General features: G+C 69.0%; 5 protein-coding genes. 1 reads left to right on the top strand and 4 read right to left on the bottom strand.

The window, feature by feature from the left end; all coding sequences use genetic code 11:
* Positions 1-3: 3 nt before the first annotated feature.
* The 4 genes from ACFWWR_RS18250 to ACFWWR_RS18235 all read right to left on the bottom strand — a co-directional run bounded on the left by ACFWWR_RS18250 (position 4) and on the right by ACFWWR_RS18235 (position 10,402).
* Positions 4-843 carry a helix-turn-helix domain-containing protein gene (locus ACFWWR_RS18250; protein WP_384304228.1) on the bottom strand — a complete coding sequence of 280 codons (840 nt, stop codon included), beginning with the start codon at positions 841-843 and terminating at the stop codon, positions 4-6.
* Between the two features lie 234 nt (positions 844-1,077).
* Positions 1,078-3,786, bottom strand: coding sequence for a DNA translocase FtsK (locus ACFWWR_RS18245; protein ID WP_383876598.1), 2,709 nt, complete (start codon positions 3,784-3,786; stop codon positions 1,078-1,080).
* Between the two features lie 124 nt (positions 3,787-3,910).
* Positions 3,911-4,594: a two-component system response regulator gene (locus ACFWWR_RS18240; protein WP_057613322.1), complete on the bottom strand. Its 684-nt coding sequence runs from the start codon at positions 4,592-4,594 to the stop codon at positions 3,911-3,913.
* Positions 4,595-4,912: 318 nt separating this feature from the next.
* Positions 4,913-10,402: a HAMP domain-containing protein gene (locus tag ACFWWR_RS18235; RefSeq protein WP_383876600.1), complete on the bottom strand. Its 5,490-nt coding sequence runs from the start codon at positions 10,400-10,402 to the stop codon at positions 4,913-4,915.
* A 380-nt stretch (positions 10,403-10,782) separates the two neighbouring features.
* Here ACFWWR_RS18235 and ACFWWR_RS18230 point away from each other — a divergent pair, with 380 nt between their 5' ends.
* Positions 10,783-13,536, top strand: a complete 2,754-nt coding sequence (locus tag ACFWWR_RS18230; protein WP_383876602.1) for a SpoIIE family protein phosphatase — start codon at positions 10,783-10,785, stop codon at positions 13,534-13,536.
* Positions 13,537-13,576 lie beyond the last annotated feature (40 nt).

Below are 13,576 nucleotides of genomic sequence, written 5' to 3'. Positions count from 1 at the left end.
GTCCTAACCGACCTGGGGGTCACCCTTCGTATACGTGAGGCGCTCCACGGCCCCCGGCTGCCAGTCGTCGTCGATCTTCTTGCCGTTCACATAGAGCTGGATCGCCCCGGCGTCACCGAGGACGAGGTTGACCTTCTCGCTGTCCTGGAAGGTCTTGGACTCGCCCTGTTTGAGCAGTCCGTCGAACAGGGTCCGCCCGTTGTGGTCCTTGGCCAGGATCCAGCTCTTTCCGTCCGCGGCGCTGACCTGGACGGTGACCTTGTCCTGGGGCGCGGCGGCGATGGCGCTGTCCGAGGGTTCCGGCTTCGGGTCCTCGGACTTGTCGTTCTTCGGCGTGGGCGAGGCGGTCTTGCTGGTCGCCGGCTTGGAGCCCTCGGCGACCTGCGCGGTCGCGCCCCCGTCGTCGCCGCCCTGGAACGCGGTGAACCCGACGAAGCCGACCACCGCGACGATCGCGGCGACCATGGCCGCGGTCCAGTTGGGCCCGCGTCGCTCGGGACGGATGCGTTCCGCCTCGAACAGCGGGGCCGCCGGGGTCGGCGCCGGACGCCCGCCGTGATCGTCGTCGTACTGGGCGAGCAGCGGGGCGGGATCGAGGTGGACGGCCTTGGCCAGGGTCCGGATGTGCCCGCGGGCGTAGACGTCGCCGCCACAGGGACCGAAGTCGTCCGCCTCGATGGCGTGCACGATGGGGAGGCGGACACGGGTGGCGGAACTGACGTCGTCGACGGTCAGCCCGGCCGCGATACGCGCCTGCTGGAGGGCACGACCGATCGAGGGGCGGGCTTCCTCACGGTCGTCTTCGAACGGACGCTCGTCTTCAGGGGAGTTGCCGAGGGACACGGGGGCGCCTTTCGAGCGTTTTAGCCGCCTGTGCTGGAGGTTCAGTCTATGGGGGGTAAGAAAGGGTGGGGCAACCGGGCGGTGGCACTTTGTACGCCATCGGAATGGCCCGACACGCCGACGGCGAGGCAGCAGCTTTTCGCTTACCTCAACTTGACGTACGTCGAAGGGAAACGGTTGCTCAATGATCCCTTACGAGTGAGTCACGATCGACCAGCGGCCTTGGGACTCCCTTTAAGCCTCCCCGCGGATCACCGCGAGCACTCCGTCCAGCTCGTCAGCCTTCACAAGAACATCACGTGCCTTCGAGCCTTCGCTCGGCCCGACGATCCCCCGGGACTCCATGAGGTCCATGAGCCGCCCCGCCTTCGCGAAGCCGACGCGCAGCTTCCGCTGCAGCATGGAGGTCGACCCGAACTGCGTGGAGACGACCAGCTCCGCCGCCTGACACAGCAGGTCGAGGTCGTCGCCGATCTCCTCGTCGATCTCCTTCTTCTGCTTGGTGCCCACGGTGACGTCGTCCCGGAAGACCGGCGCCATCTGGTCCTTGCAGTGCTGGACGACCGCCGAAACCTCTTCCTCGGTCACGAAGGCGCCCTGCATACGGGTGGGCTTGTTCGCCCCCATCGGCAGGAACAGCCCGTCACCCTTGCCGATGAGCTTCTCGGCGCCGGGCTGGTCGAGGATGACCCGCGAGTCGGCCAGCGAGGAGGTGGCGAACGCGAGCCTCGAGGGCACGTTCGCCTTGATCAGACCGGTGACGACGTCGACCGACGGACGCTGTGTGGCGAGCACCAGATGGATGCCGGCCGCGCGCGCGAGCTGCGTGATCCGCACGATCGAGTCCTCGACGTCGCGCGGGGCGACCATCATCAGGTCGGCGAGCTCGTCCACGATCACCAGCAGATACGGATACGGCTGGAGCTCGCGCTCACTGCCCTCCGGCGACTTCGCCTTGCCGTTGCGCACGGCTTCGTTGAAGTCGTCGATGTGCCGGTAGCCGTACGCCGCCAGGTCGTCGTACCGGAGATCCATCTCCCGTACGACCCACTGCAGCGCCTCGGCGGCCCGCTTCGGGTTGGTGATGATGGGCGTGATCAGGTGCGGGATGCCCTCGTAGGCGGTCAGCTCGACACGCTTGGGGTCGACGAGGACCATGCGGACGTCCTCGGGGGTCGCCCGGACCATGACCGACGTGATCAGGCAGTTGATGCACGACGACTTACCGGAACCGGTCGCTCCGGCGACCAGCACGTGCGGCATCTTCGCGAGGTTGGCCATCACATAGCCGCCCTCGACGTCCTTGCCGAGCGCCACCAGCATCGGGTGGTCGTCCTCGGCCGCCGCCGCCAGACGGAGCACGTCACCGAGGTTGACCATCTCCCGGTCGGTGTTCGGGATCTCGATGCCGACCGCCGACTTGCCGGGGATCGGGCTGATGATCCGTACGTCCGGACTGGCGACGGCGTACGCGATGTTCTTGGTCAGCGCGGTGATCCGCTCGACCTTCACGGCGGGGCCGAGCTCCACCTCGTAGCGCGTGACGGTCGGCCCGCGTGTGAAGCCGGTGACCGCGGCGTCGACCTTGAACTCGGAGAACACGGTCGTGAGCGAGGCGACGACCGCGTCGTTCGCGGCGCTGCGGGTTTTGCCGGGCCCTCCGCGCGTGAGGAGGTCGAGCGAGGGCAGCGCGTAGGTGATGTCCCCCGACAGTTGCAGCTGCTCGGCGCGCGCCGGGAGCTCGCGGGGCACCTCGGGCGCGGACTTGGTGAGGTCCGCGACCCCCGTGTCGAGCTTCTCCTGCTTGGGCCGCGCGGCCGGCGCCGGTACGGGAGTCGGCGTCGGTGTCGCCTCCTCGCGCTCCCCCACGCTCACACCGTGGGTGAGGTCGGCGACGATCGGCGAGGGCGGCATGCCGTGCATCACGGCACCGTCGAGCGCGGCAGCGGCCGCCGCCGCGACGTCCACGGCGTCCAAGGGGCGGTCCGGATCGGGCTGCGGCACCGCGGAGCGCCGGGGGCGGCCGCGACGCCGTGACAGGGCCTCATGCTCCGCCCCGTCGGGGTCGTACGCCGCGGGGGCCGGGCCGCGCCTACGGGGCCGCGCGGGCAGCGCCTCGCGCCACTGGTCGTCGTAGCGTTCGTCGTCCTCGCCGAACTCGTCCGCGGCGGGGTCGTGCACGATTCCGAGCCGCACCCCGAGCAGCCGCAGCCGCTGCGGGATGGCGTTGACGGGGGTGGCCGTGACCACCAGCAGTCCGAAGACCGTCAGCAGCACGAGCAGCGGTACGGCGAGGACGTCGCCCATGGTGTACGTCAGCGGGGTCGCCGCTCCCCAGCCGATGAGGCCGCCGGCGTCCCTTATCGCCTGCATGCCGTCGCCGCGGGCGGGCGAGCCGCAGGCGATGTGGACCTGGCCGAGCACGCCGATGACGAGTGCGGACAGACCGATCACGATGCGGCCGTTGGCCTCGGGCTGCTCGGGATGCCGGATGAACCGTACGGCGATGACCGCGAGCAGTATCGGCACGAGCAGGTCGAGCCGGCCGAAGGCGCCGGTCACCAGCATCTCGACGAGGTCGCCGACCGGACCGCGCAGGTTCGACCAGGTACCGGCGGCGACGATCAGCCCGAGGCCGAGCAGCAGCAACCCGACGCCGTCCTTGCGGTGGGCCGGGTCGAGGTTCTTCGCACCCTGTCCTATTCCGCGGAACACCGCACCGACGGCGTGCGCGACGCCGAGCCAGAGGGCGCGCACGAGCCGGTAGATGCCCCCCGTGGGGCTGGGCGCCGGCTTCGGCGGCGCGGCTTTCTTCGCCGCGGCCTTCTTGGCGGGCGCCTTCTTGGCAGGGGCCCTTTTCGCAGCGGCCTTCTTCACCGGAGCCTTCGCCGGAGCGGCCGCCTTCTTGGCGGGCTTCTTGGCTGCGGAGGGACGTGAGGCCATGGGTGTGAGGTTACCGGTGGAGACGGCAGTGGACACGTGTGCCCGATGCTTCACCCGTTCGTGTCGCCCTGGAAAAGGCGCTGAACTGACGCAGGCTCACGCGCAACGGTGCCTGCGGCACGCGTCAGTTCTGCGAGGGCACCGAGGGAGAACTCCCCGTGCCCGGCTCCAGCGCGTCCAGCGCCCGCCGCAAACCCGTGAGTTTGCGTTCGAGATGAGCCGCGGTGGCCACGGCCGCAGCGTCCGCGGACTCGTCGTCCAACTGCTTCGACAGCGCCTCGGCCTGCTCCTCCACCGCCGCCAGTCGCGCCGACAGCTCGGCGAGCAGCCCGGCAGGTTCCTTTGCGTCCCCCGCCGCCGCCTTGCCGCCGCCGCCCTCCAACTGGAGCCGCAGCAGCGCCGCCTGCTCCCTCAGTTGGCAGTTCTTCATGTACAGCTCGACGAAGACGGAGACCTTGGCGCGCAGCACCCAGGGGTCGAACGGCTTGGAGATGTAGTCGACCGCGCCCGCCGCGTACCCGCGGAAGGTGTGGTGCGGTCCGTGGTTGATCGCGGTGAGGAAGATGATCGGGATGTCCCGGGTCCGTTCTCGCCGCTTGATGTGCGCGGCCGTTTCGAAACCGTCCATGCCCGGCATCTGGACGTCCAGCAGAATGACCGCGAAGTCGTCCGTCAGCAGCGCCTTGAGCGCTTCCTCCCCGGACGATGCCCGCACCAGTGTCTGATCGAGCGCGGAGAGGATGGCCTCCAGCGCGAGCAGATTCTCCGGCCGGTCATCGACCAGGAGGATCTTGGCCTTCTGCACCATGGCCCGCCCTCCTCGCCCCGGCGTGGGGCCTCCCCTGTCCGCAGGACTTGGGGTGACGCCGACCGGCGCCGCCCCAGGGGACGACTCCCTTGCGCCGCCCGTCCTTGTGCCGGTCATCGTAGCCGCACCCCGCCCGTCGCCACACCCTGTCACCGTGATGTCACTGTGCACGTAGCAGAAACGCAGCGGGAGACCAGAAGGTTCCCCGAATCCCGTACTTCTACACGGCTTCGGCCACCCAGAGTCAGCAACTCCGCGTCCACATGGAAGCTTCCCGCCACATCCGCACGAAGCCCACGCAATGCCCGACCGTTCCCGTCACTCGCCACGCATCCACTGGTCCATCACCGTCAGCAGGTGATCGGGGTCGACCGGCTTGGTGACGTAGTCGGAGGCGCCCGACTCGATCGCCTTCTCCCGGTCGCCCTTCATCGCCTTCGCGGTCAGCGCGATGATCGGCAACCCGGCGAACTGCGGCATCCTGCGGATCGCCGTCGTCGTCGCATAACCGTCCATCTCGGGCATCATGATGTCCATCAGGACGACCGCCACGTCTTCGTGCTGCTCCAGGACCTCGATGCCCTCGCGGCCGTTCTCGGCGTACAGCACGGACAGTCCGTGCTGTTCGAGGACGCTGGTCAGCGCGAAGACATTGCGGATGTCGTCGTCGACGATCAGCACCTTCTCCCCGCCGAACCGGATGCCGCGGCGCGACTTCGGGACCGTCTGCGGCTCCGCCGCCACCGGCCACTGCTCCTGCTGCGCGAGACGCTGCTCGATCTCCGGCACGGGCCGCCTGCGGCGCCTGAAGAGCGCCGCGGCTCCGTTCTGCGTCTCCCGGTACGACCTCACCTCGGCCGGCGTCTCGACCTCCGCGTCGGACAGCTCGGTCGGCTCGTGCCGCCCCGAGGAGGACGCCATCAGGCCGCCGGCCTCCAGGGCGGGCGGCGCGAGCTGCTGATAGCCCTGCGGCGGCAGTTCGCTCGGATGCAGCGGCAAATACAAGGTGAAGGTCGATCCGCGCCCGGGCTCGCTCTGCGCGTGGATCTCACCGCCCAGCAGTTGTGCGATCTCCCGCGAGATCGACAGTCCGAGGCCCGTACCGCCGTACTTGCGGCTCGTCGTACCGTCCGCCTGCTTGAACGCCTCGAAGATCACCCGCATCTTGCTGGCCGCGATCCCGATCCCGGTGTCCGTCACGGAGAACGCGATCAGATCGGCTTCCGCGTCACGCAGCGAACCCGCCTCCAAGAGCTGCTCACGGATCGCCATGGGCACATCCCGGCCGGCCGGCCGGATGACCAGCTCGACAGCCCCGGAGTCGGTGAACTTCACCGCGTTGGACAGCAGGTTGCGCAGCACCTGAAGGAGCCGCTGCTCGTCGGTGTGCAGCGTGGCCGGCAGCTCCGGCGACACCCGTACGGACAGGTCCAGGCCCTTCTCCGCGGTCAGCGGCCGGAAGGTGGCCTCCACGTAGTCGACGAGCTGGACGAGCGCGATGCGCGTCGGGGAGACGTCCATCTTGCCCGCCTCGACCTTCGACAGGTCGAGGATGTCGTTGATCAGCTGAAGCAGGTCGGAACCGGCCCCGTGGATCGTCTCGGCGAACTCGACCTGCTTCGGCGAGAGGTTGCCCTCCGCGTTGTCGGCGAGCAGCTTGGCCAGGATCAGCAGCGAGTTGAGCGGCGTCCGCAGCTCGTGCGACATGTTGGCGAGGAACTCGCTCTTGTAGCGCATCGACACGGCGAGCTGCTCGGCGCGCTCCTCCAGGACCTGCCGCGCCTCCTCGATCTCGGTGTTCTTCACCTCGATGTCGCGGTTCTGCTGGGCCAGCAGCTCCGCCTTCTCCTCGAGCTCGGCGTTCGACGCCTGAAGTGCCTTCTGCCGGTTCTCCAACTCGGCCGACCGCTCGCGCAGTTGCTCGGTCAGCTCCTGCGACTGCTTCAGCAGCACCTCGGTCTTGGTGTTGACGGAGATGGTGTTGACGCTGGTCGCGATCATCTCGGCGATCTGGTTGAGGAAGTCCTTCTGAATCTGCGTAAAGGGAGTGAAGGAGGCCAGCTCGATGACACCGAGCACCTTGCCCTCGAACAGGACCGGGAGGACGATCACTTGCGCGGGCGGCGCCTCTCCGAGGCCGGAGGAGATCTTCAGATAGCCGCTGGGCGCGTTCTCCACGAGGATCGTGCGCTTCTCCTCGGCGGCCGTCCCGATCAGCGCCTCACCCGGCCTGAACGACGTCGGCATGGAGCCCATCGAGTAGCCGTACGACCCCAGCATCCGCAGCTCGTACTGGTCCTCCGCCTCGGCGCTCAGGTCCTTGCCGTCCAGGAGCGGCATGGCGACGAAGAACGCGCCGTGCTGCGCGGTCACCACCGGCGTCAGCTCGCTCATGATCAGCGAGGCCACGTCGGCCAGGTCGCGGCGGCCCTGCATCAGCGCGGAGATGCGGGCGAGGTTGCCCTTGAGCCAGTCCTGCTCCTTGTTGGCGATCGTGGTGTCGCGCAGGTTGGCGATCATCTTGTTGATGTAGTCCTGGAGTTCCTGGATCTCACCGGACGCGTCCACGTCGATCTTCAGGTTCAGGTCACCACGGGTCACCGCGGTCGCCACGCGCGCAATGGCACGCACCTGCCGGGTCAGGTTCCCGGCCATCTCGTTCACCGACTCGGTGAGGTCGCGCCATGTTCCGTCGACGTCACGCACGCGTGCCTGGCCGCCGAGCTGTCCTTCCGTGCCCACCTCGCGGGCGACTCGGGTGACCTCCTCGGCGAACGACGACAGCTGATCGACCATGGTGTTGATCGTCGTCTTGAGCTCGAGGATCTCGCCACGCGCGTCGATGTCGATCTTCTTGGTCAGGTCGCCCTTGGCGATGGCCGTGGTCACCATGGCGATGTTCCGCACCTGACCGGTGAGGTTGGACGCCATCTGGTTCACCGACTCGGTGAGGTCCTTCCACGTACCGGCCACACCGGGCACCCGCGCCTGACCGCCCAGGATGCCGTCCGTGCCCACCTCACGGGCCACCTTGGTGACCTGGTCGGCGAACGAACTCAGCGTCTTCACCATCGTGTTGAAGGTGTCCGCGAGCTGCGCGACCTCGCCGCGCGCCTCGATCGTCACCGTCCGTGTCAGGTCACCGTTGGCGACCGCCGACGCGACCTGGGAGATGTTGCGCACCTGCATGGTCAGGTTGTTGGCCATCAGGTTGACGTTGTCGGTGAGGTCCTTCCAGATGCCCGTGACACCCGACGCGTGGGCCTGACCGCCGAGGATGCCCTCCGTGCCCACCTCGCGCGCCACCCGCGTCACCTGCTCCGCGAAGGAGGACAGCTGGTCCACCATCGTGTTGACGGTGCTGACGAGTTCGAGAATCTCGCCCTTCGCGTCGACGGTGATCTTCTTCGACAGGTCGCCCTTGGCGACCGCGGTGGTGACCTCGGCGATGTTGCGCACCTGGATGGTCAGGTTGTTCGCCATGAAGTTCACGGACTGCGTGAGGTCCTTCCAGGTGCCGGAGACACCTTGCACCTCGGCCTGACCACCGAGGATGCCCTCCGTGCCCACCTCGCGCGCCACCCGCGTCACCTGGTCGGCGAAGCTCGACAGCTGGTCGACCATCGTGTTGAGGGTGTTCTTCAGCTCCAGGATCTCGCCGCGCGCGTCCACGTCGATCTTCTGCGACAGGTCACCCCGGGCCACCGCCGTCGCGACCTGCGCGATGTTGCGCACCTGGGCGGTGAGGTTGCCCGCCATGCCGTTCACGGAGTCGGTCAGGTCACGCCACACACCGGCGACGCCGGGCACCTGCGCCTGGCCGCCGAGGCGGCCCTCCGTACCCACCTCGCGGGCGACCCTGGTCACCTGGTCGGCGAAGGCGGACAGCTGGTCGACCATCGTGTTGATGGTGTTCTTCAGCTCCAGGATCTCGCCGCGCGCGTCCACGTCGATCTTCTGCGACAGGTCACCCCGGGCCACCGCGGTCGTCACCTGGGCGATCTGCCGCACCTGCGAGGTGAGGTTCCCGCCCATGAAGTTGACGGAGTCGGTGAGCTCCTTCCACGTACCGGACACGCCGGGCACCACGGCCTGACCGCCCAGCCGTCCCTCGGTGCCCACGTCCCGCGCCATCCGCGTCACCTGGTCCGCGAAGGCCGACAGCTGGTCCACCATCGTGTTCACGGTGTTCTTCAGCTGGAGCATCTCGCCGGAGACGTCCACGGTGACCTTCTGCGACAGGTCACCGTTGGCCACGGCCGTGGTCACCTGGGCGATGTTCCTCACCTGTCCGGTGAGATTCCGGAACGCCGTGTTGACGGAGTCGGTCAGGTCCTTCCACGTGCCGGCCGCCCCCGGCACCTGTGCCTGACCTCCCAGCTCACCCTCGACTCCGACCTCGCGCGCCACCCGCGTGACTTCGGCACCGAACGCGGACAGCTGGTCCACCATCCCGTTGACGGTGTTCTTCAGCTCCAGCATCTCGCCGGCCACGTCGACGGTGACCTTCTGCGACAGGTCACCGTTGGCCACGGCCGTCGTCACGGCGGCGATGTCCCGCACCTGCGTGGTGAGGTTCCTGAAGACCGTGTTCACCGAATCGGTGAGGTCCTTCCACGTCCCCGCCGCACCCGGCACGTTCGCCTGACCGCCGAGCTGTCCCTCGGCGCCGACCTCGTTGGCCACGCGTGTGACCTCGTCCGCGAAGATCCGCAGCGTCTCGGTCATCTGGTTGATCGTGTCCGCGAGCTGCGCGACCTCGCCGCGCGCCGAGACCGTCACCTTCTGCGACAGGTCACCACTGGCGACGGCGGTCGTCACCTGGGAGATGCCTCGCACCTGGGCCGTCAGGTTCCCGGCCATCAGGTTCACCGAATCGGTGAGGTCCTTCCACACACCGGCCACACCGGGCACCTGCGCCTGCCCGCCCAGCTCACCCTCGACACCCACCTCGCGCGCGACTCGCGTCACCTCGGAGGAGAAGGACGACAGCTGATCCACCATCGTGTTGACGGTGTTCTTGAGCTCCAGCATCTCGCCGGCGACATGAACCGTGACCTTCCGGGACAAGTCGCCCTTGGCGACCGCCGTCGTCACCAGCGCGATGTCCCGTACCTGGGCCGTGAGCCGGTACGCCATCGTGTTGACGGACTCGGTCAGGTCCTTCCACGAACCCGACATCCCACGCACCCGGGCCTGCCCGCCCAGCTTGCCCTCGGTACCCACCTCGCTGGCCACTCGCGTGACCTCGTCGGTGAACGTCGACAGCTGGTCGACCAGGTTGTTGACGGTCCGCCCGACCTTCAGGAACTCCCCGCGCAGCGGATGCCCGGCCCCGTCCGGCGCCTGCGTCCGCAGCTCCATACGCGGCGACAGATCACCCTCCGCCACCGCGGACAGCACTCGGCTGACCTCGGAGACCGGCCGTACGAGATCGTCGACCAGCGCGTTCGAAGCGTCGATGGCGGCCGCCCAGGACCCCTCACAGGCGCCTGTTTCCAGCCTTTCCGTGAGCTTTCCCTCACGTCCCACCATGCGCCGGACGCGAGACAATTCACCCGTCAAATGGAGATTCCGGTCGGCCACCTCGTTGAAGACCGCCGCGATCTCCGACATCACGCCGTCACCGGACACGGTGAGCCGCTTGCGGAAGTTCCCGTCGCGCATCGACACGAGAGCCGTCATCAGCCTGTTCAGGGCGGCCGTGTCCACCGCGGTGGTCCCGTTGCGCGGTTTGCGCTGGTTGCTCGGGGACTGTCCGCCTTTCGCGCGCGTCTTAGTGCCCCGCGTCGCTGCGCCAGACTCCACTGTGTCCCTCCCGCAGGGGTCGACCGTTACTGCTGTGCTGTGCTCAGGTACTACTGCTCGGTTTACCGGCTACTGCTGCGTATCCATGCCCGCTCTGTCAGGTCGCACCCGGGCTGCTGCCCACGATGTGCACACCACACTCGGCCACCCGGTACCTTCACCAGAAGCTTGCCCAGTGTTTCACCCTGGCCGAACCAGGCCATAACAGTTCGGCAGCTTCGCACATCGTCCGCACACCCTCCGGACGGAAACACTGCAGACCGGCATCCGCTTGGACGGGGAAGGTAAGTAACCTTGCATGCGGCTGTCCAGCCACGCCGGTCCGTCCGGCCTGGGCGGTGGCACGAGAACGAGCGGGCATCGGAGGGGCGGCCGCACACATGACCACCGGACTGATCCCTGGGGGACAGCCCCCGGACCCCCGGCCGACCAGTGGCCTGCCGCCTCAGCGGCACGAGCTTGCCGGCCCGGGAGCCCTGCACGTCGAGAACCGGTCGAGGAGTTCTGTGATCACCGCGCGCGCGGCCGCCAGCTTCGATCCCGTCGGGCGATCGGTCGCGAGCGCCCGCGCCTTCGTCCGCGACACCCTCCAGGGCTGGGGCTTCGCCGACATCGTCGACGACGCCGTGGTCCTCACCAGCGAACTGGTGACCAACGCCGTCGTGCACGCGGGCACCTCCGCGGACGTGCTGTGTCTGCGAAGCGACGATGGCGTACGGATCGAGGTCGCCGACCGCTATCCGGAGCGCGAGATCCCCCTCCAGGGCCAGGCCGTCAACATGGGCAGCCCCGACAGCGAGGGCGGCCGCGGCCTCCAGCTGTGCGCGGCACTGTCCGGCCGTTGGGGCGTGGAGTACACGCCCACGCACAAGCAGGTCTGGTTCCGACTCGACCTCCCCGAACGCCCGGTGGGCGCCCGGGCAGCGGGCCCGGCCCTCCCCGTCGACCTCCTCCCGCTCGCCGACGGCCGCGTCCGCGTCGCCGTCGTCCAGATCGACCGCACGGGCGCCCTCACGTCCTGGAACGAGGACGCCGAGGAACTCTTCGGCTACGCCGCCGAACAGGTCATCGGCAAACCACTGACCGACCTCGCCGCCTGGCCGCACACCCCGGGCACCGGCACCGGCATCGCGGAGGCCCTCCAGCTCTCGCGCTGGGAGGGCAGTTACGGCATCAGGGCCGCCAACGGCCGCGTCAGCTCGGTGTACGCCTCCCACCTCCGCGTCCGCGACACGGGCGGCGAGCCCTCCACGGTCTGCCTGTTGGTCCGTGACCACGAACGGGCCGTCCTGCAGACGCCGTTGCGCGTCCCCGCCTCCGACACCGGATCCGCCTCCGACGGCCAGAGCACCGATCCCTTCGAGGTGTTCATCGGCTCCCCGGCCCCGGACGACCTCGACGGCCTCCTCCAGCGCACGGTCGAACGCGCCCGCGACATGCTCGACGGCGACTCCGCCTTCCTGCTCCTCGCGACCGACGACGAGACGGAGTTGGAGGTACGCGCCTCCACCGGCCTGCCCTCCGCCCGCCAGCGCTTCGCCCGCGTCCCCGTCGAGGCGGGCCCCGGCCGCTACGGCTCGGCCCGCATGCCGGCCGTCCACGACGACCTCACGGCCGTACCGGGCGCCGTACCGCTGCTGAGCGGCACCGGCATGCGCTCGGTCGTCACGGTCCCCCTGAAGGTCGAGGGTCGCCTCACCGGTTCACTCGGCGTAGCCGCCGAGTCCCCCGGCAGATACTCGAACGAAGAGGCGCTTCGCCTCCAATTCGCAGCCGACCGCATCGCGTTGGCGGTCGAGTCCGCCCGCCTCGGTGAACTCGAACGCCTGCGCCGAGGCTCCCTGAGCTTCCTCGTCGAGGCCTCCGACCTCCTCGCAGGCACCCTGGACCGCGACCAGACGCTGGCCCTGATGGCCCAGATGACGGTGCCGACACTGGCCACCTGGTGCGCTGTCTACACGATCGCCGACCAGGCCTCCGAGCCCTATCTGTCGTACGTTCTGCACGAGGACGAGGAACTGATCGACGGCATCAAGTCCTTGTTGTCGAAGATCTCCCCGCCCGACCCGGTCCCGACCCCCGGCGCCCGCGTCTGGTCGGCCCCGGGCGCGGCGGCCCACCAGGCGGCCCTGCGTAGCTCCATGCGCAGCCTCGGCATGAGCGGCGGCCCGCCGCAGCAGGTCACGTCCGGCATCGGCCCCACCCTCGCCACGGCCTCGGCCGTCGGCGGCGAAACCGTGGTCCTCCCCCTGGTGGCCCGCAACCGAGTCATCGGCATGCTCACCCTCGGCAAGCCCACGGACGAACACTTCCGCCAGGAAATCCTCGAACTGGCCGAGGACTTGTCCCGCCGAGCCGCCCTCGCCCTCGACAACGCCCGTCTCTACTCCGAGCGCACGGCCATCAGCCAGTCCCTCCAGCGCAGCCTCCTGCCGCCCGAACTCCCCGAGATCGACGGCGTCGAGGTCGAGGTCATCTATCGCGCGGCCGGCGAGGGCAACGAGGTCGGCGGCGACTTCTACGACGTCTTCCCGATCCGGGACGGCGCGTACGGCTTCGCCATCGGCGACGTCTGCGGCACGGGCCCGAACGCGGCGGCGGTCACGGGCCTGGCCCGACACGCCCTCCGGCTCCTGGCACGCGAAGGGCTCAGCGGCCCCGCGGTCCTGGAGCGCCTGAACTCCGCGATCCTCGACGAGGGCGCCCGCAGCCGCTTCCTCACCCTCCTCTACGGCGAGTTGTGGCCACAGGAGGACGGCAGCGCCCAGCTGAAGGTGGTCTGCGCCGGCCACCCTCTCCCGCTCCGCCTGCGCCAGGACGGCACGGTCGAACCGGCCGCCGAACCCCAGCCGCTCCTCGGCGTCATGGAGGACCTGGAGCTCTACGAGCAGTCGGTCACGCTCGACCCGGGCGACGTCCTCCTCTGTGTCACCGACGGCGTCACGGAACGCCGTGAAGGCACCCGCATGCTGGGCGACGACGGCCTCGCCGACGTCCTCACCACGTGCACGGGGCTCACCGCCGGCGCGGTCGCCGCCCGCATCATGCGCGCGGTCGAACGCTTCGCACAGGACGCCCCGTCCGACGACATGGCCATCCTCGCAATGCGAGTTCCCGGCCTCCACAAGGACTGAGAGACCGAAGAGGGCATAAGAAAAGGCCCCCGCCCGGAAG

Source organism: Streptomyces sp. NPDC058678 (genome assembly GCF_042714835.1).
GTDB lineage: Bacteria > Actinomycetota > Actinomycetes > Streptomycetales > Streptomycetaceae > Streptomyces.
The sequence above is the reverse complement of the archived record's forward strand: the minus strand, read 5'-3'. Positions and strand labels throughout refer to the sequence as shown.

Excerpts from the sequence above, each read along its gene's own strand:
- ACFWWR_RS18245 (WP_383876598.1), bottom strand. The coding sequence starts at position 3,786 with ATGGCCTCACGTCCCTCCGCAGCCAAGAAGCCCGCCAAGAAGGCGGCC.
- ACFWWR_RS18240 (WP_057613322.1), bottom strand. The coding sequence starts at position 4,594 with ATGGTGCAGAAGGCCAAGATCCTCCTGGTCGATGACCGGCCGGAGAAT.
- ACFWWR_RS18230 (WP_383876602.1), top strand. The coding sequence starts at position 10,783 with ATGACCACCGGACTGATCCCTGGGGGACAGCCCCCGGACCCCCGGCCG.